Below are 24775 nucleotides of genomic sequence, written 5' to 3' on the forward strand. Positions count from 1 at the left end.
GGTGCGCTATGAACGAGGAATTCGGATTGCTTCAACAGGCAGCGGAACAACTGAACTGGGCAGAAGAAAAACGTCAGCTGGAAGAGCTGGAACAACAGGAGCAGGAAAGAAATTTCTTTGTTGCTTTTGTGGGGCGGTACTCTGCAGGTAAGTCCTGCCTGATCAATAATCTACTTGGGCGAGAGTTGCTGCCGCATGGCACCACCGAAACAACGACGGCATTGACCTATCTCCGCTTTGGTGAAGAAGAAAAGGCACTGATCCACACAGTGGATGGTGGTGTCCAGCAGGTTACATTGGAACAGGTGCGAGATGTTGACCAGCGCAAGGAACTTTGGGAACCTGACACGCTGGAATATCTGGAAGTGTTTGTGAACAGCGACCTTCTACGCGGCGGTATGATCCTGCTGGATACGCCGGGCATCAACACAGTCATTCAGCGGCACGAGCAGCTGCTGGCTCGGTCGCTGGCATTAGCTGCACGTGTGGTCTATGTAATGGGCGGTTCACCGACACAGGTGGACGCTGACCTGCTGCGTCAGATGAAAAAGCGCGGCCTGCAGACAGTCTGTGTGCGTACACATTTCGATCAGGTCAACCCGGCGGAAGAAGACCCTGAGCAGACCTGTGCTTCAGATCGTGCCACACTGGAAAAGTGCGGTGTGGATGCAGAAAATTGCTATTTCGTGTCCAATCTGGAAACCTCGAAATATTATGCCCGAAAGGAACCTCTGCGTTCGATGCTGATGGAGTGCGGTTCCCATGCGCAGGAGGAATTGGAGCAGGCAATCCACGCGCAGACCGTTCTGCTGGCAGAGCGTTGCTGTAAAGGACTGGCAGAGCGTCAGGAGGTACTGAACTCCCTCAACAGCGCAGACAGGGAAGCAGTGCAGAAAAAACTGGATGCTCTGAGTCGACAGATCGAATTGTTGGAACAGAGCGCAGAAAAGCGGGAAGAGCAGATGAACGAACGCCTGCAAGAGGCAGAGCGGAAGCTCAGCGGCCCTGTGACGCGCGAAATGGAAGAAAATCTGGATGATTCGATCGAGCGTGTCTGCAGCAGTGATGTCGCACCGGAGGAAATGGCGGCACTCCTGAAAAAGGAAGCCCGGAATCAGATGGCGCAGCTGACCGAACAAATCAGCAGCGTGAGTGACTGTACCTTGCAGCAGACCAACAGCGCATGGAATGGAACGCTGGAAAATATAGAGATGGAGCAGCTGCCAGAGCTGGAGGTGGATCGTTTTGCGACCTTGCAGATGGAACAGGACAGCGAACGGGAAGCACTGCTGCGTCAGATGCAGGCACTGAAGGAGAACAAGGAGCAAATCGAAGAGTGGCTTACCGGGATCAAGGATACACCGGAATATCAGGAGGTGGAAGAGGCTGTCCGTGAAGCAAACGAGGACCTACGGACGTCTGAAAACGCCTACGAGAACATGGGAGAATATGTTCCGCAGATGCGGCAGGTGGAGCAAAAAGGCATGAAGCCCTCGGACGTTGCAGAGGGTGTTGGCAGGATTGCAGAGATGGCATTTCTGCTGATTCCTGGTTCGGCGTGGGGAAGTGCCGCGGGAAGTGCAGCCAAGGCATTGAAAAATTCGGGCAGAGTCGGAACGACGCTTTATAAAGGCCTGACCGTGGTAGCAAACAACAGCAAGGTTTTGAATGCGGTCGACGCGGTGAATGACACCGTAACAAAGACCAATTGGATGAGCAAGTTGTTTACCAGCAAGGCCAAACGGCAGGAAATGCAGGATCTTAAAAAGATCGAGGCGCTGGCTGCCGGAGCAGCGACGAAGGGCGTCGTAGCGCTGGACGAATTCAAGCGGTCACAAGGGTATGACCCAGACAGCGACGACAACCCTACCTTCCTTGATATGCTGAGTATCCCGTACTGGACAAAGAAGGTTGGCAAGAAATTTGATGCACCACCGAAATATGTGGATGTGGGGGATCAGGAAGGTTTCAAAGAGGGAAAGAAACGCCTGCAGGAGGAGATCCGGCAAAAGCAGTTGAAAGCGTTTGAAATGAAGCAAAAACTGAAATTCTATGATTCGCAGGCAGAAGAAATGGAAGCAAAGCGTCAAGCGGCAGTCGTAGACGAGGAAGAGCTGGAACGGGAACTGAAAAAGCACGAGCAGGAAATCGCAGCAAAGGCAAGAAAGGACGCATTGGAAAAGTGGCGTGAAAACTGCGGACAATGGTATCGTGACCAGTTGCAGCCCGAACTGAAAAAGATGATCGCGGACGCAAGAGTCCAGCTTCCGGAGCGGTTGACCTATTATCAGGAAAAGCGTCTGCGTTCAGTGCGCCAGCGTCTGGAAGAGAAAAAAGCGGAATACAACAAGCTGATGGATGCCCCGGCAGGAGAACACGCCGAAGACCTGGAACGGACCACGACCCTCCTGAACCGTATCCGGGAGGTCTATGCAAATGGCTGATGAAAAACCATTGGTGTTACCGGATCGCGTCCTGATCGGCGGAGAACCCTGTTATGATTTTTTGGGCTGGATGGCAGATCTTGCCATCCAACCGGAATGGAAGCAGAAAAATATCTGGCTACGCTATGGGGACAAAAATGCAGTCACGCCAGATGGCGAAGATTGGCAGGTATCCTCCTACCGGATGCTTCCCGGAATGACGGCGCTGATTCCGCCAGAGGGTGTTGACCCGAAAGCGGCTGCGATGAGGCCAGAGACTCAGTTTGTGATTTTTGAGGGGTTTCCGTTCGGAGAGGGCTCCACAAGAAAGCGGTGGAAGGAGCTGAGCAGGGCACATGCGGTGAGGGTTGTTCTGGTTGACATGCCGATCCGAAGTGGAAGTACCGATCTGGACGCAGATAAGGTGGACAATGATGCCCAGAGTCAGTGTGAACGGTATCGCCAGGAGGGAATGGATGCTGTCTGCATCCAGCCGCCGGAGAAGGATGGCACAGTATCGGCCGCAGTTGTCTTGGGAGGAAGCGATTCGCTCCGTCTGCAATGGAAACGGAATCTTCGGGATAAGCTGGGGACGGTGTCGCTCATGACCAACCTTATGAAAGGTGACTGGAATTTTTCCCGCGACGACAGTGTGATGACAAAAAAAGTCCTGTCCTTTGAAGCGTTTCAGCAGAGCGGACAGATGTCTTTCTGGCGCGCCTACGCTTTGCAAACTGAGAAACTGTTATTCCAGACGGAAAGCGAGTTCCTTTCAAAGGTGAAGGAAAATTATGAGTATTCCGAATTGAATGCCATTTTGAAGCCGCCGGTCTGGGATGCAGAGCGCGACTGGGAAACTTTAAGGAAGAAACTGCTGGAAGCGTATCGGGAGGCGATGGAGACTCCCAAACGGGAAACGGAAATCCTGCGAAAGTTAACAGAGGTAGAGTATCGGAACCGCTCTGTTGACACTATAAGTGCATTTAGAGGAACGCTGGACGATTACTTGAAAAATATTGTGCCGGAACAAATACAGAAATACGCGAAAACGCGATACGAGCAGATCAAAGGAGCGATGAAAGATGGACACGATTTCTGAACTGGCAGCGGCAGGCTTCTTTTTTGCCGCAGGGCTGCTGGCAGCAGTCACAGCACCGGATTGGATCATTGGAGCAGCCGTTGGCGTCTGTCTGTTGCTGGTGGGTACGGTTTTGTTTCAGAAGGGAATGAAACAGCTCATGCAGGAGATGCAGACCCGCCGCACGGAAGAAAGAGAGCAGATGACAAAGCAGCTTGAAAAGCTGCAAACGGCACTGGATGAGCTGCAAGCCTCGGAGGAAAAGCGGCTAGGAGCCATGTGCAGTGAAGTTGCCGACCTGCACACTACCGCGAAAGATGCCAGTGAGAAAGCACAGGAAGCGGCAGAAGATATCATACGGGCGTTGGACAATCAGAAAGACGACCAGCGCAGAAATATTGAAAAACTTTGCGGGAAGCTGGATAACACAGCAAAGGATATCTGCGCTAAGTTGAACAGTCAACAGACAGAATTGCAGGCTTGCCGCACGGAAGAAAGAGAGCAGATGACAAAGCAGCTTGAAAAGCTGCAAACAGCACTGGATGAGCTGCAAGCCTCGGAGGAAAAGCGGCTAGGAGCCATGTGCAGTGAAGTTGCCGACCTGCACACTACCGCGAAAGATGCCAGTGAGAAAGCACAGGAAGCGGCAGAAGATATCATACGGGCGTTGGACAATCAGAAAGACGACCAGCGCAGAAATATTGAAAAACTTTGCGGGAAGCTGGATAACACAGCAAAGGATATCTGCGCTAAGTTGAACAGTCAACAGACAGAATTGCAGGCTTGCCGCACGGAAGAAAGAGAGCAGATGACAAAGCAGCTTGAAAAGCTGCAAACGGCACTGGATGAGCTGCAAGCCTCAGAAAAAAAGGGTCTGGAAGCAGTATGCAATGAAGTTGCTGACCTGCATGATGACGCGAAGAATGTCTGTGAGAAAGCGAAGAATGCGGTAGAGGATACCATTCAGGAGCTGCAGACTCGCCACACGGAAGAAAGAGAACAGACGGCAAAGCAGCTTGAAAAACTGCAAACGGCACTAGATGAGCTGTGTGCCTCGGAGAAAAAGCATCTAGGAGCTATGTACAATGAAATCGCCGATCTGCACGACGCCGCGAAGGATGTCTGCGAGGAAGCACTGGAAGGTGTAGAAAATACCATGCGGGCGTTGGACAATAAGGAAGAAGACCAGTGCAAGGATATCCAAGACGTATGTAAAAAGCTGGATGACGCAGCAAAAGATATTTGCGAGAAGCTGAGCAGTCAGCAAACAGAACTGCAGACCTTCCTGAAAGCGGAAAACGAAGCGAACCGCAAGTCGATGGAACAAATCATGAAAAACTATTCGGATGTGACGGAACAGGATGTGAAGGTACTTACCGCACTTGGCGAGGAGGTTCGTCATGGATGAAGGCCATTTTGTGACAAAACAGCAGACGGAGCAGAAAAGCCAGCTGGAAGAACTTGCGCGGAATTGTCAAAAACACTGGAATACCGAAGAAAACCTGTTTCTGATCGAGCTGGCAGGTACGCCCGAACAGTACCGGAAACTGGAACGGGCAGACGCACTGTATCGCAGCGTGGAGATGTCACTCCGCTTCAATCAGTATCGGCGGGCGGTGTGGTATCTGACGGCATACCAGCGGCTGTGTCAGAATCTCTTTTCGTCGTCTGTGCTGGAAAATGCCCGCAAAATGATTGCAGGTTGGATCGAATGCTGAACCGCTGCCTGCTGCTATATGTCAGGAAAAACAAAGAGGAGAACGGACTGTGCACAAGAGTAGATTAGACCGTATACTCTATATCCAGCAGGTGCTTGTACAGGGCGGTGTGCTGAACAAACAGCAGACGGCTGACCACTTTGGCGTCAGCGAGAAGACCATTCAGCGCGATCTGGATACCCTGCGCAATCATTTTGCCGACAGTGAGCCGCGGCGGGAGATTTTGTATAACTCGGCCAAGGGCGGTTATCTTCTGGATGATACGCTAGCCCGCTTTTTGACCAGTAGCGAGATCTTGGCCGTCTGCAAAATTCTTTTGGGGAGCCGCTCGATGGTTAAGGAAGAGATGTTCCCTATCCTTGACAAGCTGATCCGGGCCTGTACGCCGCTGGACCGGCTGAATCAAGTAAAAGATCTCATCGGCAACGAACGCTTCCACTATGTCGAGCCGCAGCATGGCCGAAGATTTATTGAGAGCCTGTGGGAAATCGGGACGGCGGTGGAAAACCATAATGTCATAGAGATTACCTACTGCCGCACCCACGACGGTGAGACCCGTGTACGCACCATCGAGCCGGTGGGCATCCTGTTCAGCGAATATTATTTCTATCTGGCGGCATTCATCGAAGGTATCGACAAAAAGGAGCATTTCAAAAATCCGCAGGATAACTCCCCGACCATCTACCGCATCGACCGTATCCAAAATTGTAAGACGCTTGACCGTCATTTTGCTCAGCGGTATGCCAACCGTTTTCAGGAAGGTGAAATGCGCAAGCGCATCCAGTTCATGTATGGCGGCGAGTTGCAGACCATCTGTTTCGAGTACACCGGGCCGAGTCTGGAATCGGTGCTGGACCGACTGCCGACCGCCAAGGTCCTTCAGGTGACGGAAAAAGGCTGGATCGTGGAAGCGGAAGTGTTCGGCACGGGTATCCAGATGTGGATACGGAGTCAGGGAGACTATGTGAATGTCATTTCGGAAATTCCGTGAACATAGGTAGCAAAAGAGGGAGAAGAATAGATGGAAGACTGCAGTACAAATACCTTGATGAATATCTCATCCGTCCGCATGGAACCTGAAACAAAAGCCGCGTTCTGCAAAGATAAGTGTGACAGGTACGATTACCTTGCAGCAGTCGGCTGCGGTGTGATGAGCGGTCTTGTGGATATTTTTCTGGTGGGAATGCCGAACGTAAAAACGACAAAGACCAACAGCATTCTTGGTAACTGGACAGATGCACAGGCGGATAAGGCAGTAGAAGCATTTGCAAAGTCGCTGGGTTGGAAAGGAAATGGAACCGGCAGTGCCATCGGCTTTTTGGAAAGACGCTTTCCTGTTAACTACGATCAGGGCAAAGGGAAAGATGCGGGAAATCTGCTCAAAATGAGAACGCAGAACCACCATATGAAGTCGCTGGGGCATTCACCGGATATTGTGGGGCTGTTTTTCTCCCTGCTGAGTCAATTCACCGGGGCATCGGTCTTTCTGGACTCGGAAACCGGAAAGCTTGTTTTTTATCCGGCCGGCACACAGAAACTGCAGGGGCGGACATTCATCGAAAAGCTGTTCTACGGAACGGCAAACTGGTTCGGCCATCTTGTGTCGGATTTTGCAGGCAGCTCTGGCGGCAGAAATAGTACCAGCGGCAGGGGCAGCGGCATCGTTATTCCGTTTTACGAGTTGTTTGGTTTGTGCAATTTTGGACGTTTCCGTGTGAAAGGGCCAGATAAAAAGGTATATGAAAACACCGTGGCAACTCTTGCAACAAAAGTGTTTGAGCAGGGCTACGATGCCCGTTGGGGCCTGACCATGGCGATTCCAGTGGTTCTATGTGACCTGAGCATCAAACTGATCTGGGCGATACGACATTATTTCTGCGATCAATGGCCGTTGACGGCCTGCATCCCCACCAGAAAGCATGATGATCTCCGGGTCATGCTGATTGTAGGCGATGCAACGCTCTGCCTGATGGATGGCGCAGACGCCGCAATTCGTAGCGGCGGTGACGCCTTGACGTTCTGCCTGCATTTGAACCTGATCGCATGGTATCGGTTCGTGACACTGGTGATTCGGGAAATATGTATTCGCCTTGGGGTCGGAAACACGGTGGCAGAGCAGCTTGAAGCATACAGGCAGGTCAATGCGGAACTGGAAAGAGAGCTGACGCAGCTGAAACAGTTGGATACAGAGCGGTTCCATCAGGAAACCGAGCGGTATCAGGCAGCACTCGCCGGAATGCAGAATGCTCGTACAGAAAGGGAGCTGACCCGCGTTCTGGAGCGTGAACTGGTCCAGATGGGAAGTGAGAAACCATATCAGGGAAATTTTGAGGATTTTATGCAGGACCCGAATGCGGTTTTGCAGTTTCGTTGAAATGCCAGGAGGACGGGAAGATGTCGATTTCGATTTTATTGCTCGGTGCATCTGCTTTGGCAGGAGCGGCAGGTGTTGGAGGAATTGCAAAAGGCGGCTCGCAGGTATTGAAAGCCAATTCGACCATGAAAGAGCTGCAGGTACAGCATCAACAGAATCTTGCAAGGCTGGAAAAGCGCAATAAAGAGTGCGTCCGGGACATGGATAAGCTTGGCCGGAAAGAGCTGGAGATTCTGAAAAGCTTTCAGGAATTTTCGACTGTGTTTGAAAAAATCAAAAATCGTCCGGAGTTTGCTAAAATTCAGAAGCAGGGTATCTGTCTGCCTCAGTATGATGGCGAAGAATTGAAAAAAGCCTCGGTGGGTGCGAATACCCTTCTGGGCGGCCTTGGCGGCGCAGCCGCAGGCACGGCAGGCGGGTTTGCAGCATCCGGCGCGGCGACGGCGGTCGTGATGGCTCTGGGAACGGCTTCAACGGGTGTTCCAATTGCTTCGCTGAGCGGTGCAGCGGCGACAAATGCAACGCTGGCAGCATTGGGCGGCGGCTCGCTGGCGGCAGGCGGCGGAGGAATGGCCCTGGGAACAACCGTTCTGGGAGCGGCAACCCTGGGTGTTGGTCTGCTGATCGGCGGTGTGATTTTTGGTATCACTGGAGGTAAAATCTCTTCAGACGCCAAGAAGGCACAGAAGGAAATCGAAAAAGAAACGCAGCAGACAGAGGAAATCTGCAATTATCTGTTAGACTTGCAGGGAACAGCAAACCGTTACGGGCGAAAACTGGACGAAGTAGGCAGCATGTACCATGAGCACATGGAAAAGTTGAAATGGATGGTGGTCATGCAGGGACGTGCAGATTGGGACTGGTATACAGAACCGGAAAAGCAGCTGGTGAACAATACGGCGCTGCTCGTGAAACTCCTATATGATATGTGCAAGGTGGAACTGGTCCAGAAGAGCGAAGAGGAAGATGCAATGAATACGATCAACACAACAGGACTCAAAGAACAGTATCAGAAGGTGGAGCAAGTTACAGAAAGTCTGAACGCAAATTTTTGAGTGGGGTTTCCCTTTTGAGTCCACTGCACTTTCAGGTTATTACAATCACGGTCGATTGCACATACAATACAAGTATCACTTCACAAAACGGAGGGTACTTGTACTATGGTGGACTACGCCGACATCGGAAAACGCATCCGTGCCTGCCGCCTGGCAAAAGGCATGACGCAGGAGCAGCTGGCCAATGAGGTCGGCGTGGTGGTCACGCATATCAGTCATATCGAAACGGGCAACTCCGTGCCCAGCGTGAAAACGCTGATCGACATCATCAACGCGCTGGACTGCTCGGCGGATGAGTTGCTGTGTATCGAGATCAAAAAGGCAAAGCCGGTGTTTGACAGCTGGATGACTGAACAGCTTGCAGATTGCTCTGCCGATGAAGCAAAAATCATCAAAGAAACGGTGGTCAGCCTGAAAAAATCACTCCGAAAAGTGTACGGAAAGTCCTCTAAATACAGATATGACTAAAACTTCAAAAACTGAATGCCAGTTGGTAGGCATTGAGTGCCTGAAAAAGCATCCATAAAGTAAACGAACCGCCCCGGTTTCCATAGCAGGAAGCCGGGGCGGTTTTTCTATGCAAAGCTATATTATAGAAAAATTCGAATGGAAGTTTGCCGGATGGACAATATTGGTGTCCAATCAACGCTTTATAATAAAAGCATCAAAATGATTCATTTGAATCATTCCGAACGGAAGAAGGTTACGCATCCAGTGAGATAGGAGGAAACATCATGAAAGAACGGTTTGAAATCTATGATGGCAGTGCAGAGGCTAAAAAAGCCAAAGGAAAATCCAAAAATCTGAGCGGCTTTCATCCGCTGTTTACCGCAGCTGCCCGCAGAAGCATTGCATTGGATGCCTTAAAGATCTGGCTGCTGCTGGGGTTCGTTTTGGGCGTGGTGACAGGTGTTGCAACCGGTGCCGGAGCGGTATCCGTCTTTTTGGGGCTTCTGATCGCCGCAGTGATCTATTTTGGTTTCCGGGATGATGTCTATAAAAAAGTCTATGGCCCGGAGCATGACAGAGGCCAGCTGTCTTTGCCGGAAGGAATGAGCTGGGAAGAAGCCGTAGACCGCATCCGCCGTGGATTTGCCAACCCGGACGTTGAACAGGTTACGGATACTGCGGATGCCATGACCTTTTACAGCAAAAAGCGTGGTACCTATCAGCTGAAAAACACAGCCGATGGTCTGAAAATGACCATCCTGACCAAGCCATCCAAGAGTAGCAAGAAAGAATATCTGTATGCAGTTTTCAGCAGCGTTCTGCTGTCGCAGGTGATCGCCATCCTGTACCCTGAAAAAATTTCTGCGGAGCAGGTGGAAGAAGAAAAGGCGGCAGTCCGGAAGCTGTTCGGCTCACATAAGATGCCGTTGTTGATTGAGCTGGCTGTGAATGTCAATGAATATTTGAGCCACGTGACAGCCAATATTTGAGCCACTTTTGCTAACGAATACTTGAGCCATTTGTAGCATTTGTGACATCGAATATTTGAGCCACTGCTCGTCTGTTAATACCAGGGCCAGTAAATAGCCCTGGTGGATATGTCTTTATTCAAGTGGAGTGTCCAGTTGAATCCGTTCCTGAATGTGAACCGGAACCTCAATGGAATGCTTGCGCAAAATATCAATCAGTTCGTTTACATCGCTTTTTAGGACTCGAATCTGCTCAAGAGCGTCATCGTAATCAGCACGAAGGAAGCTAATCAGGGCTTTGTTTTCTTCCTCAACTGTAAAATTGGGCTGCATGTTAGTCATTTTCATTCTCCTTGTCAGTGTCAACTTTACTCTGAGAACTAAGCAGTCTGTAAGACGGACCATTCATATCCAGCACGGCAGATTTGTATGTCAATCGATCCACCAGAGCCGAAACCATTGTTGTGTTCTCGAATAATTCGGTCCATCTTGCAAAAGGAAGATTGGTTGTCACAATAGTGCTGGACTGCTCACTGCGGTCAGAAATGACCTTGAATAGCAAATCGGATTCGTAACGGTTAAAACTCAAATAACTGAGCTCGTCTAAAATCAGAAGATCAGCTTTTGCCAGCTGCCGTTCCAATTTGCCAAGCTGGTATGTATCTCGTGCCTCAGTAAGTTCAGTCGAGAGAGTAGATGCATTTTTAAATAGAACATGGTAGCCTTGCAGGCAGGCTTTAATTCCAAGAGCAATTGCAATATGCGTCTTTCCGCGTCCCGGGTTTCCAATCATAACAATGTTTTTCTTCTGTTCAATGAACTGGCAGGATGCAAGTTCATTAAGGAACACCGGAGATACAGAGGGATTCAGCTGGCTGGTATCGAAATCGTCCAGTGATTTTTGTACAGGAAATCCGGCAGCTTTCAATCTTCTTCTGGTTTGGTTTTCCTGTCTGGCCGCTGTTTCAGATGCCATAAGCGTCAGAAGTAAATCACTAAAATCCATATCCGGCGCGCAATTGTTAAGAACATTTTTGTATTCAGCAAAAGTGGGGATCTTCAGCTGTTTTGCAAGAAGTCGAATCTGTTCTTCTTTTACGTCAATCATGAGGCCGCCCCTTTCCGCTCGTACAGCTTGTCATACTGGCTCAGATCAACGGACAAAACCGGAACATCGTTTTTTGCAATCGACGTATCCGGGTTCGGCAGATCACGTTGCATAACAGCCAAGTAGCCATCTGTCAAACACTGCTCCAGCAATTCAACCATCTGCTTGGAGTTCAAATGCTGCTTTTCCATCCAATTCAGGAATTCAGCAGGCACTGCATTCAAAACCGGACGAGCGTAACGAATTGCACGCCCTTTCCTCTCTAAGATTGGCAAATAGTGCCGTAAATCCAGAGATTCTTGCTTTCGACCCATGCAGCGGTCATGGGTGGCCACCAGAAGGCCATTGATCCAAATCTCAACTCTATTGGGATAGGCCTTTACAGTGGTGCCTTTTCCCCTGTATTTGCAAGGAACAGAATAGTAATTGGTATCAAAGAGAACCGTTGAATAGCGATTGACTTTCGGGTAGGCTTTCTTTGAAATATCGAGAACATATTTGGGAAGCGGGTGGAGATGCGCCTGGTCTTCGGCCAGCATCTGTCCCACTTTCTGAGAACGTCCGTCGATTTTGTGGTTCATGTATTTGGCGCATTGCTCTAACAGCTTTGTATTGAGATCTTCCAAAGAATCCACTTGAGGCAGCGGCACACATACATTGCGCCGGATATATCCTACCAGATTCTCTACAAGACCCTTTTCATTTCCGGATGCCGGATTACAAAATACAGGCTGGAATCCGTAGTGTGCGGCCAGTTTGGAATAATCGTCCTGTGCTGCTGCATGGGCACCAAAACCACTCTTTACAGCCACACGAGCGTTGTCAAAAATCATGGATCGAGGAACGCCCCCAAAATAATTAAGCGTATGGATAATGGCATCGAGAAAGCTTTCCAAGTTTTGCCGCCTGTAAGCAATAACATAGGGTGCGCAGCTATAACTCATACGCGCACAAAACAGATTTACCTTTACTTTCTTGCCGGCCAGTTTTACCGTAGCTTCTCCCCAGTCGATTTGGAGTGCCTGACCAGGAGCAAACCTCAATGGAATAAAAACTTCATTTTCCTTGCGCTCTGCCTTGGCTTCATGAACTGCCGCTCGGATGGCAGACTCGCTGCCCGTGTAACCAAATTCTTCTACGAGCCGGTTGTAAATCCGCCGTGCTGTGTGACGCTGCTTCTTTACACCCTCCGCAGCATCTGTATCGAGGCAGTGCTCAATGAACTGCTTTACTTCTGGCGTTATGACAGAGGCTTCTCGCTGGTAGGCTTTCCGATCCCATGGAACTGCGTCGCCCATCCAATATTTCTTGACTGTGTTTCTGGAAATTCCCAGAATTTTAGCTGCTGCACGCTGACTGGTTACTCCTTCAAGTCGCAGCGCGCGGATTGATTTGTAGACATCCACCGATGTGACCACCTTTCTATCGCCTCCCGCATAGTAGTCTACATCTATTATACGGGAAGCCATTAGGTGGCTCAAATATTCGCTGTCATTTTGCTGAAAAGTGGCTCAAGTATATATTAGCATTCACAAGCTGGCGATTACGGCGGCGTTTGTCGCGTTTGCGGTATATATGTTATATCCTGTGCTTTACTCAGACAATGCCCGCTCCAAAGGAGTTTCGGACGGATATTTGAGTACTTTCCCAGCAGGGGCAACGGTTGGTGAGGTGTTGGACGATTTCTTTGAAAACGGAACGTGGGAAAACTATGAACAGGACGGAGTGACTTTTGTCCACTACAGCGGTGAGTGCGTCAGCACACAAACGGGAGAAAAAGCTACAGTTGGCATCTATTTCAAGTTGAATGATGACGGCTCTTTTGAAATCGACCGGATGACCATGGACGGCGAAACGATGAATCTGTTAATGCAGAACACTGCGCTTTCCGAAATCAGTAACAGCTATTGCAACGATCATGGAATTGCCAGCAGCAATGCGCTGGAGGGCAGTCTCGATGAGCTGGAAAATGCTTTGGATGATGCGCTTGTAGATTCATCCTCCAGCGTCAGCATGGCAGAACCTGAGAGCGAAACCTACACAGAGGACACGGATTCCGACAATTCTGCCCAGACGGCTACCAGATCAGACCGTAAAGTTGTTAGCACGAATGGAATGGATACCTATTCGGAACTTTCTGGCGAGATCTCTGTGGACGTGAGCCACTATGAAATCGGAGAAATGCAAGAAAACGTAAAAGAATACTATCTCAGCTATGGGAGTGATTTTGATACTGCATGGCTGAACGCATTGTATACGGACGTATATGAGTACAGCGGAAAGTATAGCAATCAGGTTGCGTGGGAGCGTTTTACGGAGTATATGGTATTTTATGACGAGGTGGTGGATTATAACAATGAGCTGGCTCCGGCACCGGCGCTCTATGACGTATATTACGCATACGACCCCGCTACAGAGGAAGAAGCAGCCCTGTGTGTGGATGATGTGATCCAAATTGCGGAAGAGAGCGGTGCTGAAATACAGATTTGGTAAAAGTACAAGAGTGTAAAATCCTTCTTGAAATTTGAGACGAGCATATTAAAAGATCGATAGAATCGAATCCCGCTGGATTCCTGCTGCGGAGTCCAACGGGATTCTTTTTGCCCCAAACGAAAGATACGGCTTACTGACATTGGCTCATATACTGAATCAGGTCTTGCTTGTAAACCTTCCAGAGTTTTCCCATCTTGAAGGCGGGAATTTCGCCGCTGTTCAGAAGACGAAGCAGTAGATTTCTGCCAACATGCGTAATTTCCATGACCTGCCGGAAGCTCAGGACATCGGGATAGTTGTCTAGCATTGAAAATCAACTCCATTCTTGTGATCTTGATGAATTTTTGCGCTTCATTGCATGGATCATTTTTTGTTCGCTCAAAGCCCTTGTACCCTTGTGCATAAGGGCGCACATGGAAATCTGCCGCATTGACGATCGTTCAGGATGCGGCAAGGGATGATTACATCGTTGATCTCTAATTTTTCCAAAGCCTTTGCGATTTTCTTTTTATGATGTATCTTATCAGTCAGTTCCGGCTCATCCTGCGCTTCGATATACGCAGCGACAAGTTCTTTGGTATCGTCATCAAGATTGCTCATTTGTACGGCTTTCAGGGCGGTTGGAACGTTATACCACGAATGCTTGCCAAAATAATCGACGGCATACCGATATAGAAAGAGCGGAATATCATCACTGATTTTATCAAAATAATGAAACAGCGCATGATTTTCAAACCGGAACTTTGAAGATTTCGATTCCAACTTATCGTGCTCAAATTCTTTCAGACTGGGGCGCTTTAATTGAATTTCATATCGAACCAGATTTTTTGATCGTTCCAGATCATCTGGAGAAATCGGATAGTTCTCCTTTTCACAATTCAAGAGCTGCTGATGCTTGTCATAGAGTGCAAAATCGTACCACGTTTTTTCAAATTTACAGCTTCGGATCTCATTGTGCTGGTTATAGTGTAGTGCGCGACCTTTCCTGTACGGGTCAACGCTTCCTGCATAACGAATGATCTTTACTATCAGCGAGGGATCACATTTCACATAGAAGTCTTGCGTAATATCCAACCGGTGCATTTTCCATTTAACAGAATCCTCGATTTCAAGGAGTCCAAGCTGCTTCAATTCATTCAGAAATGCCTGCTCTTGCATGGCCAAACCTTCTGGCGATAAATCTGTTAAACTTAAACGAGATGGATCACCTGCGATCCGAGCGAGGTTCACACCTGATAACGTTATGTATCTCTTCCTGAAATCTGGGTATTCTGCCAGTGTGATGGTCAAACCGCCATCTTTTCTTTTATAACAGTAGCCTTTTTTCGAGGAGCCATGATACGGAACCCGATAGTATTTTTCGGCGGATACCATTTTTTGAATTGCCATAAATATAGTGCGCTTCGCTTCGCAATCGGTATACGTTCCATTCACTTCAAAAGTATGAATGGAAGGTGCTAAAAGTGGAAGCTTCTTTGCCATTGTCATAAAAACACCTCTTTTTGTGATTTATCAGGATGTTATGAATCAAATAGAAATTGATCGGGAGGAACAACTACTATAAAAACGCATAGCATTCTATCTGGTGATTTATGACACTGTTATCCATAGATCGAAATCTAATAGAATGATAATAAACTGCTTTTTGGGATTTCTTATAGGGCGATTTGATCAGAGGCAACGTATTTCCTATCTCTGCCCTTCAAATTCATTATGTCGAATGGAAAAATCATTACAGACTGCAATAAATCCAGTTTCGACATTTGGGATGGTTTTCGTCCGATCAGACAGGTCTGGTTTTCTTTATCAAGGGCCAGTGGGCATTTTGTATCTTGTTTTGTGAGCAGACAGAAGGTACAAATAATAACATCAAACAAAAGATCTTCCCGATGAAATCCGAGAAGGTTCTGATAATTGCAGACGGTGCGGCGTTTGGTCCGCAGATGAATGATATTTACGCATACGACCCCGATACAGAGGAAGAAGCGGGCCAATGCGTGGATGAAGTGATTCAGATTGCAGAGGAAAGCGGCGCCGAAACTCAGTTCTACTAAAAGATAATCATAAGCGACCATGAGGCGGAGCTTTTGCGCAGATAAAATGCTGCGGGAAGCTCCGTTTTTTGTATAAATAAAAACTTTTTACTCTTCGGTTTCGCTCTATAAAACTTATATAAGAATGAAATTTTCTAAAATGCTAGAATAAAAATTGAAAATGAGGTATACTAATAACAGGAAGGAGTTGAAAGAATGCTTTGCCAATTTTCTTTTCAGAATTTTAAGTCTTATAAGGATGAAACGACATTTGATTTCCGTGCAATGGCAATTCCGGAGTTTCAGGATGCCTTGATTCGGCAGGAGAAAGCGGAAGATTTGCTTCCGATCAGTGCAGTCTACGGCCCCAATGGTGGCGGTAAGACGAATCTGCTTCAGGCATTCTTTTGCCTGATTAACCTTGTTGTGAAGCCGATTCATGCATTGGAGAAGAATCGGCAGCCAATGATTTTCCAGCAGGGCAGCAGTGTGGCTCCCTTTATGCTGGATGAAAGCTCTGCAAATGAGCCTACGATTTTTCAGGTGTTCTTCCGTGTAGGCGAGAAGGAATACCAGTATTACATTTCGCTCAAGGAAGAAATTGTCTTTGAGTCCCTCTTGTGGCGCACACTGGGCGGCAAGAAGACAGGTTTGATTTTTGAGCGAGATGGTCAGAAAATTGAATTGGGTGCAAGCATCAGTAAGGCGAGCATCAATCTGGACGTCAACCCGAAGATGCCGTATCTTTCTTTTTTGGCAATCAACTATAATATCCCTGTGATTGCAGAAGTGCAGAATTGGTTTGAATCTTGCATTACGCAGAGCTACGCAAACCCTAGAGCGGAAAACATTGTGCTGGTGTCCAAGAATGAAGCGACCAAGGAAAGCTTGATTCATGCACTAAATGATGTAGGCATTGATTTGTCCGGTTATCGCTATGATGAAGATAGCAAGCACCTGTTCACGCAAAGAACGATCAAAGGCAAGGTCTACGAGCTTCCCTTTGAAGCAGAGTCGGATGGAACCAAGAAGATGATAGCGGCTTTGCCGGTTCTGATGGTAGCATTGCAGGAAGGCCGCACAGTCGTTGTGGACGAGCTGGATGCCAAGCTGCATCCGAAGCTGCTCCGGTATGTGATTCAGATGTTCAAGAACCCGGAACTGAACAAGAAGGGCGCACAGTTGCTGTTCAGTTCTCACGACCTGACTACGATGAAGAATACTGTTTTCCGCCGCGATGAAATCTGGTTTGCAGCAATGAATGATAATCATGAGAGCGAAATTTATTCGCTTTATGAGTTCCGACAGGAGGACAACACCCGCGTCAAGAGTACGGCAGCCTTTGACAAGCAGTATCTGGAAGGCCGATATGGTGCAGACCCCTACCTTTCTAATATGCTGACAGGGAGGGATTGGGCATGAGTCTGAAACCTCCGAAAAAGAGTGACCTTGGAAAAAGCTGGATGAAGAATCGCCGTGATAAGGCGAGGATGATTCAGCCGGAATACCACTTGATTGCATCTGAAGGTACAGAAACCGAGCCGCAGTATTTTGGCGCAATTCAACGGATTATCAATTCTAAGTACCGTGATAGAATCCAGCTAAAGGTAGAGGGCATTAGCGACAATACGGTGAATCTGTTGATGAAAGCTCGTCAATACGTTCAGAATAACGGCATTGTGTTTAAGCACGTCTGGATTGTCTATGACACAGATGATTTTCCGGCAGAAAATATCGACATGGTAGCACAGCTGTGCGAAGAATACAATGCACAAGGTGAGACGATTTACCATGCTGTATGGTCGAACCAGTGCGTAGAACTGTGGTATTTGCTGCATTTTATGTATATGGATACTGATATTGATAGATCTCGTTACTGGCCGAAGCTAAGCGATTGGCTGAAAAACATTGGCGCAGGGAGTTACGAGAAGAACCGCCCGGATATGTATGAAGTGCTGCGACCTTACATGGACATTGCGATTGCCAATGCAAAGCGGTTGGACAAACAAAATGAAGGACGGAAACCCTCTGAGTCAGCACCCGGAACGAAAGTCTACGAACTGGTTGAGATGCTGAAGCCTTATCTTTCGGACACATTATTATAGTAGAAGGGTGATTATGCCTTCTCAAAAGTAAGTTCCTAAATGCCTATGGATTCCATTGGAATCCATAGGCATTTTTTCTGTAAAAGATGGAAGCTTCTTGTTTTATGAGTGGCGGGACGGTATAATTAAGTTACAGCTATGAATATGAAAGGCAGGACTTTTGTGAAGAAGATATTCGTAAAATATAAATGGCTGCTGATTGCGCTGCTTATGATTTCAATAATCGCTATTCCAATGGTGGTTAATATCCTCTTTAAGTTTTCCAGTGCTTTTCCGGCTGAATGGTCGGCAGGAGATGCACTTTCCTATGTTTCTGGATTGCAAGCTTTGCTGGGTACCATTATACTTGGCATTATCACTGTTGAGCAGGGACAAGACGCACAAGAAGTTAATAGGCGCTTAAGCGAAGAAAATAATAGACTCCAAAAAATAATGTCACAAAAACTTTTACCAGCTGTGAAGCTGACAAATCCATCATGCAAACCGACAATGCTTCATCGCGGAGCACTGTCCTATGTGCCACAGTCCAAACAGTTCAGAATTATTCGGTCTTATTATGGAGATTCCGTACAACATGAAACCAGTGAGATTCGAGTGAATATTGATTCCTTGGTTGAAGAAATAAAGTATATTAAAACAATAGAATTTTCCTTGCAAAATATTTCTGAATCAATTATTCGGCATATTCAAGTGGATAGCGTTGATATTGTTGGATTCCAAGGCAAAACAGAGTTAGTGGCGTGTCGAAATTTTGGACAAGGCGGAATAGGAACGCTACTCGCAACGGGCGATTCTGTGGATGTGAGTCTGAAATTGTATTCCAATAATGCTATTTATAAGGAACTTTGGGATGACGATTTGGCTGGAGTGGCTGTTGTGATGCATTTGACTAATACTACGATTTCTGGGACAACATTTTCGGAATATATTGAATTCGGAATGCAGAATAACGGCCATTACCATATCAACTATGGAGAACCCCTCAAGCAGACAGGGCGAGTGAAGGTGGATTGACTCGAACGCTCTGTAATTTTGGCACCCGCTCAGGCTGCTATCAAGAACCCCCGCAAGTAATTGCGTGAGCGCTTGAGAAAGCACAAATAAAGCAAACGAACCGCCCCGTTTTCCGTAACAGGAAGCCGGGGCGGTTTTTTGCGGTGCAACTTGCAGGGAAAAGCGGAAATAGCAAAAATATCCTGCATGGAAGGACAAGCAGGCTGTCCAACAGGATCGTTACCCATGCTTATGACAAAGCTGTCGCAGAAGGATTTGATAAAACCGCCGCACTTTGACAAAGAATGGAAGCCTGAGTATATCGAAGTGGATGAGACGGAGGAGCAAAAGAACGATGGCAGCACTTGATTCTGGCAATATCTTTGGGCTCATAGACGAGATGGGAGACAAAATCGACAATGAATACCAGAAATTTTAAGAGGGAAGAAATCGTGAGTCTGGTGACTGTTCTTGTGGGAATAACGGGTGCGACCGGTATTGGCAAGACGATGGTGGCGAATGTTCTCAAATTGATTCCCGGTGCAGGAACGGTCATCGGCGGCGCGGTTTCTGCCGTGACGACAGCGACCCTGACGGCAGCGCTGGGCGAGGCCTACATCATCATTCTGTCCAAGATCGCAAAGGGAGAACTGAAGATGTCGGATCTGTCCACAAAGAAAGGCCAGAAGGCAATGAAGCAAGAGTTCGATAAGCAGTTGAAGAAAAGCAAAAGCTTAGTATCCTAACGGAATATGCTTTAAAAAGTCCACTGCACTTTCAGATTATTACAATCCAGGTCGATTGCACATACAATACAAGTATCACTTCACAAAACGGAGGGTAGTTGTACTATGGTGGACTACGCCGACATCGGAAAACGCATCCGTGCCTGCCGCCTTGCAAAGGGCATGACGCAGGAGCAGCTGGCCAATGAGGTCGGCGTGGTGGTCACGCACATCAGCCATATTGAGACGGGCAACTCCGTGCCAAGCCTGAAAACGCTGATCGACATCATCAACGCACTGGACTGCTCCGCAGACGAGCTGCTGTGCATCGAGATCAAAAAAGCAAAGCCGGTGTTTGACAGCTGGATGACCGAACAGCTTGCGGATTGCTCTGCCGACGAGGCAAAGATCATCAAAGAAACAGTGGTCAGCCTGAAAAAGTCGCTCCGAAAAGTGTACGGAAAATCCTCTAAATACAGATATGACTAAAACTTCAAAAAGGTATTGAGCGCCTGAAAAAGCACCCATAAAGCAAATGAACCGCCCCGGTTTCCGCAGCAGGAAGCCGGGGCGGTTTTTGTATGCAGGGACGAGGGCAAGGGCGGTTCTTCCGACTTTGCGCTTTCTTGCTTTTCACGGAAAAATGCGCAAACAAAAAGCAGGCAGTGCCGTGGAAAGGAGGAGGAAAGCGACACTGCCTGCTGTATAGGAACCCCTGAACATTGCGGCTTGGTCAGGAGGGATTTGGTAGTCTGTCCGCCGTTCTGGCTATTGCCTCGCATAGAAACGGGAGACAGTTTTTTATGGGCCTGCTGTGCGCCGCTGCTGCGGCCGCACCCGCAGGGAAATGTGCCTGCATGGGCTTTGCGGGGAGAACCTTTCGGAGGTTATGGGGGATGTCCGTTCCGTTCTCCCTGAGTGCACCCTTATTATGCCAGACAATCGTGGCAATTCTTTGTGGTAAATTTGAACAGTTTGCAAATAAATGCTCTGCCCATGAAAAAAGACTGCTGAAAAGTCCGCGCCTCTCAGCAGTCTGAATCTGAAATTTTTGCGTTACACCCCAAAGAACTCCTTGGCGATGTCGGCGCTGCGCTTGGCGTCCTTGGCGTACCAGTCCGCGCCGATCTTCTCGGCGTATTCCGGGGTCAGCACGGCACCGCCCACCATGATCTTGCAGTCCAGCTGCGCGGCGTGCAGGGCGGCGATGGTCTCCTCCATGCTTTTCAGGGTGGTGGTCATCAGGGCCGAAAGGCCTACCAGATGCACATCCTTTTCTCGCACGGTGTCCACCACCGTCTCCACCGGCACATCCCGGCCAAGGTCCAGCACCTCAAAGCCGTAGTTTTCCAGAATGACCCGGACGATGTTCTTGCCGATGTCGTGCACATCGCCCTTGACAGTGGCAAGGACGATGCGCCCCTTGCTGGCGCTGCCTTCGCCCTTTTGGGCAATGGCAGTCTTGATCTCCTCAAAGGCGCTCTGGGCGGCGCTGGCGGCCTGCAGCAGCTGCGGCAGGAACAGGGTGCCTTTTTCGTACTTGGCACCCACGATGTCCAAAGCGGGGATCAATGCCTCATCCACCACCTCCAGCGGCTGCTTTTCCGCCAGCAGGGCACGGGTATGGGCGGCGGCGTCACCCTTCAAGCCCTTTTCCACCGCTTTCATCAGGGCGGCGTAGGGGCCGGTAAGTTCTGCTTCGGCGGCACTGGCGGCAGGCGCGGCCTTTGCAGCCTGCGCCAGCGCAGTGCTGGCGGGTACACGGTCGGCAAAGCGTTCAATGTACTTTGTGCTCTGCTTATCCCGGTTGGTCAGCACGTTGTAGGCGTACACCGCCGCCATCATCTCTTCACTGGAAGGGTTCATGATGGCAAGGTCCAGCCCGGCGTACATCGCCATGGTCAGGAAGGTGGTGTTCAGGTAGGTGCGGCAGGGCAGACCAAAGCTGATGTTGGACACGCCCAGCACGGTGCGCACTCCCAGCTCCTTTTTGCAGGCTTCCAGTGCCTGCACCGTGGCCAGCACATCCTCCTGCTGGGCGCTGGCGGTCAGGGTAAGGCAGTCGATGTAGATATCCTCCCGGGGGATGCCCGCTGCCAGCGCGGCCTCGGTGATGCGGCGGGCAATGGCCACGCGGTCCTCGGCCTTGGGCTGGATGCCCTTTTCGTCAATGGCCAGCCCCACGATGGCTGCGCCGTACTTTTTGCACAGCGGCAGGATGGCGGCAAGCTTTTCCGGCTCGCCGTTGGTGGAGTTGACGATGGGCTTGCCGTTGTACACCCGCAGACCCCGCGCCAGCGCTTCCACATTGGAGGAATCCAGCTGCAAGGGCAGGCTGGTCACGCTTTGCAGCGCCTTGACCACCTGCTCCATCAGCACCGGCTCGTCCACGCCGGGCGCACCCACGTTCACGTCCAGGATCTGCGCCCCGGCCTCTGCCTGACTGACGGCCTGCTCCAGCACATAGTTCATGTCGCCCTCCCGCAATGCCTGCTGGAAGCGCTTTTTGCCGGTGGGGTTGATGCGCTCGCCCACCACCGTGATGCCGTCCACCGTGACCGCATCCACCGGGGTGCACAGCACCGAGGGCATCCGGTGCGCGGGACGCCCCGGGGTGCAGCCTGCAAAGGTGCCGTTGAGCAGCTTGATGAACTCCGGGGTGGTACCGCAGCAGCCGCCGGCAGCAAACAGGTGCAGTTCCCGGTAGGGCTTCATCTGCAAGGCGAACAGCTGCGGGGTGATGTCGTAGCCGCTGCCGTCCGCCCGGGGCAGACCGGCGTTGGGCTTGACGAACACCGGGAAGTTACCGGGCACGGCTTCTGCCAGCCGTTTTGCCATGGGGAAGATCTCCTTGGGCCCCAGAGAGCAGTTGATGCCCACGGCGTCTGCCCCCAAGCCCCGGGCGGTGGCGGCAAAGCTTTCCACTGTGCAGCCGGTAAAGGTGCGCCCGCCCGCTTCAAAGCTCATGCTGGCCAGAATGGGCAGGTGAGTATTCTCCTTGGCAGCCAGCAGGGCGGCTTTCAGCTCATACAGGTCGGTATAGGTCTCAAAAAAGATCAGGTCTGCCCCGGCGGCTTCGCCTGCCTTCACGATGCGGGCATACTCGGCCACGGCATCCTCAAAGGCCAGTGTTCCGCTGGGCTCCAGCAGCTCGCCCAGCGGGCCCACGTCCAGCGCGGTCAGCGCACCGTAGGGCGCGCAGGCGCGCTTGCAGTTGGCAATGCCTGCGGTGATGATCTGCTCTAGCGTGTAGGCGCTGCCCGTCAGCTTGTGGGCAGAAGCGCCGAAGGTATTGGCGTTGACGATGCGGCTGCCTGCCGCAGCGTACTGCCCATGGATGCCCTCGATGAGTGCCGGGTCGGTGATGTTCAGCTCCTCCGGGCGTGCGCCCAGCTTGAGCCCGGCAGCTTGCAGCATGGTGCCCATGCCGCCGTCCAGCAGGATGGTATTGCTCTGCTTGAAAAGTTCATTCACTTGCACAGGTCTTTCCCCTCTTTCTGTATTCGCAGCGGGTGCGCAGCACACAATGGCCGCACCCGGCCAGTTGTCCCTTTACCGGGTGGTCGCTGACCCCCAGCAGGGCGGTCACGCTCTTGCGCGGGGTCATCAGGTTGGTATCGGTGACGCACAGTCCAGCCTTGCGCACGGTGTCCAGCGCCGCCGCCACCAGCGGCTGCACCGCGATGTCCCAATCGCCGTAGCCGGGCGAAAAGCGCCCGGTCAGATACTTTCCCTCCGTGGCCGCCCACTGGCGCAGCTGCGCCTCGGCGGCATCGGCGGCCTGCTCGGCCAGTGCGCTGCCCAAGGCATCGGCGGCTACCCCGGCGGCGATATCGCCCACGCCTGCCCGGCGGATCTGGGCATCCACCCCGGGGCCCAGCGTCACCGCCAGCAGAATGGCCTGCCCGCAGCCTGCCAGATGCTTGTGCACGTCCTCGCCGGGCAGAAGCCCGGCCTCGGTCAGGGCGGAAGTGTCTGCCAGCAGCCACACCGCCCGGGGCGTCGCCGCCGCCAGTAGCGGCACCGCGCACTTTTGCAGCAGTGCCAGCGTGGCGGCGTCCGGCTCGCCGTGTGCGCCGAAATACCGCGCCGCCTGTGCCAAATCTACACTCTGCGGCTTTTCCAACGCCAGCGGGCGGGGAACACCGATCGCCATGGGCCGCACCTCCTTACTTTGCTCGAATAAAGTACTATTCAGTATACCGCACTTGTGGGCTTTTATCAATCCCGCAAAAGAGGAGGAAATAAAAAAGGCTGCTCTGTTTTTTGAAAGCGGCCTTGCAGTGCGCGCGGCTTTTGCACACTTTCGGAGAGCACCGGCAGGTTTACCGGCAAAACAAAAACGCACGCTGATCCTCATCGAATCAACGTGCGTTTGCAGTATCGGAGTGGCGAGACTCGAACTCGCGGCCTCCTGCTCCCAAAGCAGGCGCGCTACCAACTGCGCAACACCCCGGCATCTGGCGGCACGGCTGCACCGCCAAAATATAGTATATCGTTTTTTGTGCGGTTCGTCAATATGGAATCCGTAGTTGACAGCGCTGCGCGGCCTGCTTTTTTCAGCCGGCAGAAGCGGCAGCTGGCAACAGCGGAAAAGGGCGCGGTAGCATGCACTTTTTATGGCAACTGGGTGCGGGTTTGGCGCAACTGACAAAAAGCGGATGCAAAAACTAGACAGAGTGCAAAACTTGTTGCACTCTAGTTGCAAGCTGGCCGGAAAGGTGCTATCATAACACTATATCGCCATGAAGCGTAGTAAGACGCGGCGATGGGAAAGCAAACGATAGCAAAAAAGAAGGGCACGGCGTAAGCGATGACGATACAGGAATGCTATAAAAAGATGGACGCAGACTATCAGGAGGTGCTTGGGCGGCTGTATAACGAAGCCATGATCTGCAAATTTGTGCGGATGTTCTTGCAGGACGACAGCTTTCAGATTCTGGAGGAAGCGCTGCGCAGGGGAGACGTGAAGGAGGCGTTCCGCGGAGCGCATACCCTCAAGGGCGTCTGCCAGAATCTGGGATTTTCTAATCTGTACGCGCCTACCTATACCCTGACCGAGACCCTGCGTGCCGGGCAGCTGGAGGGCACGCAGAAGCAGTTTGCAAAGGTGGCGGAGCAGTATCAATGCACGCTGGACGCCATTCGTGCGCTGGACTAAAAATCAATACGGTGCCGGGCGGCTTTCGGGCTGACCGGCATTGTTCTTTTACAGGATATGCCCGAAAGCACAGAACCGCCCCCTTGTGCCG

The 24775-nt window shown here is 50.5% G+C and carries 24 protein-coding genes and 1 tRNA gene; 17 read left to right on the plus strand and 8 right to left on the minus strand.

The window, feature by feature from the left end:
- Positions 1-8 precede the first annotated feature (8 nt).
- The 9 genes from ACXPUX_RS05085 to ACXPUX_RS05125 all read left to right on the plus strand — a co-directional run bounded on the left by ACXPUX_RS05085 (position 9) and on the right by ACXPUX_RS05125 (position 10087).
- Positions 9-2444 carry a dynamin family protein gene (locus ACXPUX_RS05085; RefSeq protein ID WP_458830517.1) on the plus strand — a complete coding sequence of 812 codons (2436 nt, stop codon included), beginning with the start codon at positions 9-11 and terminating at the stop codon, positions 2442-2444.
- Positions 2437-3522: a hypothetical protein gene (locus ACXPUX_RS05090; RefSeq protein WP_458830519.1), complete on the plus strand. Its 1086-nt coding sequence runs from the start codon at positions 2437-2439 to the stop codon at positions 3520-3522. The genes ACXPUX_RS05085 and ACXPUX_RS05090 overlap by 8 nt, the downstream gene beginning before the upstream one ends.
- Complete coding sequence (locus tag ACXPUX_RS05095) at positions 3506-4909, plus strand: hypothetical protein (protein WP_458830521.1); 1404 nt, start codon at positions 3506-3508, stop codon at positions 4907-4909. Before ACXPUX_RS05090 ends, ACXPUX_RS05095 begins: the two co-directional genes overlap by 17 nt.
- Complete coding sequence (locus ACXPUX_RS05100; RefSeq protein ID WP_458830522.1) at positions 4902-5219, plus strand: hypothetical protein; 318 nt, start codon at positions 4902-4904, stop codon at positions 5217-5219. Before ACXPUX_RS05095 ends, ACXPUX_RS05100 begins: the two co-directional genes overlap by 8 nt.
- A 49-nt stretch (positions 5220-5268) precedes the next feature.
- Positions 5269-6210 carry a helix-turn-helix transcriptional regulator gene (locus ACXPUX_RS05105; RefSeq protein WP_458830524.1) on the plus strand — a complete coding sequence of 314 codons (942 nt, stop codon included), beginning with the start codon at positions 5269-5271 and terminating at the stop codon, positions 6208-6210.
- Positions 6211-6240: 30 nt separating this feature from the next.
- Positions 6241-7593: an OmpH family outer membrane protein gene (locus ACXPUX_RS05110; RefSeq protein ID WP_458830525.1), complete on the plus strand. Its 1353-nt coding sequence runs from the start codon at positions 6241-6243 to the stop codon at positions 7591-7593.
- A 20-nt stretch (positions 7594-7613) separates the two neighbouring features.
- Entirely contained in the window at positions 7614-8648 is a 1035-nt protein-coding gene (locus ACXPUX_RS05115) for a hypothetical protein (RefSeq protein ID WP_458830527.1), read from the plus strand.
- A 105-nt stretch (positions 8649-8753) separates the two neighbouring features.
- Positions 8754-9116 carry a helix-turn-helix domain-containing protein gene (locus tag ACXPUX_RS05120; RefSeq protein WP_458830529.1) on the plus strand — a complete coding sequence of 121 codons (363 nt, stop codon included), beginning with the start codon at positions 8754-8756 and terminating at the stop codon, positions 9114-9116.
- A gap of 266 nt (positions 9117-9382) precedes the next feature.
- On the plus strand, positions 9383-10087 hold the full coding sequence (locus tag ACXPUX_RS05125) for a hypothetical protein (protein WP_458830531.1): 705 nt from the start codon (positions 9383-9385) through the stop codon (positions 10085-10087).
- Between the two features lie 114 nt (positions 10088-10201).
- Here the strand turns inward: ACXPUX_RS05125 and ACXPUX_RS05130 are convergent, their stop codons facing one another.
- Genes ACXPUX_RS05130 through istA form a run of 3 tightly spaced genes read right to left on the minus strand, consistent with a single transcriptional unit; the run spans position 10202 to position 12580 of the window.
- Positions 10202-10408, minus strand: coding sequence for a hypothetical protein (locus tag ACXPUX_RS05130; RefSeq protein ID WP_458827912.1), 207 nt, complete (start codon positions 10406-10408; stop codon positions 10202-10204).
- Positions 10401-11174, minus strand: coding sequence for an IS21-like element helper ATPase IstB (istB, locus tag ACXPUX_RS05135; RefSeq protein WP_458827911.1), 774 nt, complete (start codon positions 11172-11174; stop codon positions 10401-10403). Before istB ends, ACXPUX_RS05130 begins: the two co-directional genes overlap by 8 nt.
- The gene (gene istA, locus ACXPUX_RS05140) at positions 11171-12580 is read right to left on the minus strand and encodes an IS21 family transposase (RefSeq protein WP_458830533.1); all 1410 of its coding nucleotides are present in this window, start codon (positions 12578-12580) and stop codon (positions 11171-11173) included. The genes istB and istA overlap by 4 nt, the downstream gene beginning before the upstream one ends.
- A 100-nt stretch (positions 12581-12680) precedes the next feature.
- On the opposite strand from istA, the gene ACXPUX_RS05145 reads away from it, so the two are divergent.
- The gene (locus tag ACXPUX_RS05145) at positions 12681-13667 is read left to right on the plus strand and encodes a hypothetical protein (RefSeq protein ID WP_458830535.1); all 987 of its coding nucleotides are present in this window, start codon (positions 12681-12683) and stop codon (positions 13665-13667) included.
- Positions 13668-13797: 130 nt separating this feature from the next.
- Here ACXPUX_RS05145 and ACXPUX_RS05150 read toward each other — a convergent pair whose 3' ends face one another.
- Together ACXPUX_RS05150 and ACXPUX_RS05155 are read right to left on the minus strand one after the other, a co-directional pair.
- Positions 13798-13974, minus strand: coding sequence for a helix-turn-helix domain-containing protein (locus tag ACXPUX_RS05150; protein ID WP_005920908.1), 177 nt, complete (start codon positions 13972-13974; stop codon positions 13798-13800).
- Between the two features lie 71 nt (positions 13975-14045).
- A complete protein-coding gene (locus ACXPUX_RS05155; RefSeq protein ID WP_458830537.1) occupies positions 14046-15155 on the minus strand; it encodes a hypothetical protein in 1110 nt (369 codons plus the stop codon).
- Positions 15156-15556: 401 nt separating this feature from the next.
- Between ACXPUX_RS05155 and ACXPUX_RS05160 the strand changes: the two genes are divergently transcribed.
- The 6 genes from ACXPUX_RS05160 (at position 15557) to ACXPUX_RS05185 (ending at position 20012) form a co-directional block, all read left to right on the plus strand.
- The gene (locus tag ACXPUX_RS05160) at positions 15557-15721 is read left to right on the plus strand and encodes a hypothetical protein (protein WP_181968227.1); all 165 of its coding nucleotides are present in this window, start codon (positions 15557-15559) and stop codon (positions 15719-15721) included.
- 195 nt (positions 15722-15916) lie between these two features.
- Positions 15917-17122: an AAA family ATPase gene (locus ACXPUX_RS05165; RefSeq protein ID WP_458830539.1), complete on the plus strand. Its 1206-nt coding sequence runs from the start codon at positions 15917-15919 to the stop codon at positions 17120-17122.
- Entirely contained in the window at positions 17119-17805 is a 687-nt protein-coding gene (locus tag ACXPUX_RS05170; protein ID WP_458830541.1) for an RloB family protein, read from the plus strand. The genes ACXPUX_RS05165 and ACXPUX_RS05170 overlap by 4 nt, the downstream gene beginning before the upstream one ends.
- 162 nt (positions 17806-17967) lie before the next feature.
- Complete coding sequence (locus ACXPUX_RS05175; RefSeq protein ID WP_129872670.1) at positions 17968-18819, plus strand: hypothetical protein; 852 nt, start codon at positions 17968-17970, stop codon at positions 18817-18819.
- A 398-nt stretch (positions 18820-19217) separates the two neighbouring features.
- The gene (locus ACXPUX_RS05180; RefSeq protein ID WP_458830543.1) at positions 19218-19544 is read left to right on the plus strand and encodes a hypothetical protein; all 327 of its coding nucleotides are present in this window, start codon (positions 19218-19220) and stop codon (positions 19542-19544) included.
- Positions 19545-19649: 105 nt separating this feature from the next.
- The gene (locus tag ACXPUX_RS05185) at positions 19650-20012 is read left to right on the plus strand and encodes a helix-turn-helix domain-containing protein (protein ID WP_015537470.1); all 363 of its coding nucleotides are present in this window, start codon (positions 19650-19652) and stop codon (positions 20010-20012) included.
- Between the two features lie 567 nt (positions 20013-20579).
- On the opposite strand, the gene ACXPUX_RS05190 is transcribed toward ACXPUX_RS05185, so the two are convergent.
- The 3 genes from ACXPUX_RS05190 to ACXPUX_RS05200 all read right to left on the minus strand — a co-directional run bounded on the left by ACXPUX_RS05190 (position 20580) and on the right by ACXPUX_RS05200 (position 23979).
- The gene (locus ACXPUX_RS05190; protein WP_458830546.1) at positions 20580-23003 is read right to left on the minus strand and encodes a homocysteine S-methyltransferase family protein; all 2424 of its coding nucleotides are present in this window, start codon (positions 23001-23003) and stop codon (positions 20580-20582) included.
- On the minus strand, positions 22990-23679 hold the full coding sequence (locus tag ACXPUX_RS05195; RefSeq protein ID WP_458830548.1) for a methionine synthase: 690 nt from the start codon (positions 23677-23679) through the stop codon (positions 22990-22992). Before ACXPUX_RS05195 ends, ACXPUX_RS05190 begins: the two co-directional genes overlap by 14 nt.
- 227 nt (positions 23680-23906) lie before the next feature.
- Positions 23907-23979 (minus strand) — tRNA-Pro (locus ACXPUX_RS05200).
- Positions 23980-24336: 357 nt separating this feature from the next.
- Here ACXPUX_RS05200 and ACXPUX_RS05205 point away from each other — a divergent pair.
- Entirely contained in the window at positions 24337-24684 is a 348-nt protein-coding gene (locus ACXPUX_RS05205) for an Hpt domain-containing protein (protein ID WP_458830550.1), read from the plus strand.
- The last annotated feature ends 91 nt before the right edge of the window (positions 24685-24775 follow it).

Source organism: Faecalibacterium sp. PGM34, assembly GCF_054456555.1.

What these genes read in the sequence shown, in the direction of transcription:
- ACXPUX_RS05195 (WP_458830548.1), bottom strand. Translation starts at nt 23,679, where the DNA reads ATGGCGATCGGTGTTCCCCGCCCGCTGGCGTTGGAAAAGCCGCAGAGT.
- ACXPUX_RS05170 (WP_458830541.1), top strand. Translation starts at nt 17,119, where the DNA reads ATGAGTCTGAAACCTCCGAAAAAGAGTGACCTTGGAAAAAGCTGGATG.
- ACXPUX_RS05130 (WP_458827912.1), bottom strand. Translation starts at nt 10,408, where the DNA reads ATGACTAACATGCAGCCCAATTTTACAGTTGAGGAAGAAAACAAAGCC.
- ACXPUX_RS05120 (WP_458830529.1), top strand. Translation starts at nt 8,754, where the DNA reads ATGGTGGACTACGCCGACATCGGAAAACGCATCCGTGCCTGCCGCCTG.
- ACXPUX_RS05115 (WP_458830527.1), top strand. Translation starts at nt 7,614, where the DNA reads ATGTCGATTTCGATTTTATTGCTCGGTGCATCTGCTTTGGCAGGAGCG.
- ACXPUX_RS05150 (WP_005920908.1), bottom strand. Translation starts at nt 13,974, where the DNA reads ATGCTAGACAACTATCCCGATGTCCTGAGCTTCCGGCAGGTCATGGAA.
- ACXPUX_RS05085 (WP_458830517.1), top strand. Translation starts at nt 9, where the DNA reads ATGAACGAGGAATTCGGATTGCTTCAACAGGCAGCGGAACAACTGAAC.
- ACXPUX_RS05185 (WP_015537470.1), top strand. Translation starts at nt 19,650, where the DNA reads ATGGTGGACTACGCCGACATCGGAAAACGCATCCGTGCCTGCCGCCTT.
- ACXPUX_RS05090 (WP_458830519.1), top strand. Translation starts at nt 2,437, where the DNA reads ATGGCTGATGAAAAACCATTGGTGTTACCGGATCGCGTCCTGATCGGC.
- ACXPUX_RS05205 (WP_458830550.1), top strand. Translation starts at nt 24,337, where the DNA reads ATGACGATACAGGAATGCTATAAAAAGATGGACGCAGACTATCAGGAG.
- istB (WP_458827911.1), bottom strand. Translation starts at nt 11,174, where the DNA reads ATGATTGACGTAAAAGAAGAACAGATTCGACTTCTTGCAAAACAGCTG.
- ACXPUX_RS05095 (WP_458830521.1), top strand. Translation starts at nt 3,506, where the DNA reads ATGGACACGATTTCTGAACTGGCAGCGGCAGGCTTCTTTTTTGCCGCA.
- ACXPUX_RS05110 (WP_458830525.1), top strand. Translation starts at nt 6,241, where the DNA reads ATGGAAGACTGCAGTACAAATACCTTGATGAATATCTCATCCGTCCGC.
- ACXPUX_RS05180 (WP_458830543.1), top strand. Translation starts at nt 19,218, where the DNA reads ATGAATACCAGAAATTTTAAGAGGGAAGAAATCGTGAGTCTGGTGACT.
- ACXPUX_RS05125 (WP_458830531.1), top strand. Translation starts at nt 9,383, where the DNA reads ATGAAAGAACGGTTTGAAATCTATGATGGCAGTGCAGAGGCTAAAAAA.
- ACXPUX_RS05100 (WP_458830522.1), top strand. Translation starts at nt 4,902, where the DNA reads ATGGATGAAGGCCATTTTGTGACAAAACAGCAGACGGAGCAGAAAAGC.
- ACXPUX_RS05160 (WP_181968227.1), top strand. Translation starts at nt 15,557, where the DNA reads ATGAAATCCGAGAAGGTTCTGATAATTGCAGACGGTGCGGCGTTTGGT.
- ACXPUX_RS05155 (WP_458830537.1), bottom strand. Translation starts at nt 15,155, where the DNA reads ATGACAATGGCAAAGAAGCTTCCACTTTTAGCACCTTCCATTCATACT.
- ACXPUX_RS05165 (WP_458830539.1), top strand. Translation starts at nt 15,917, where the DNA reads ATGCTTTGCCAATTTTCTTTTCAGAATTTTAAGTCTTATAAGGATGAA.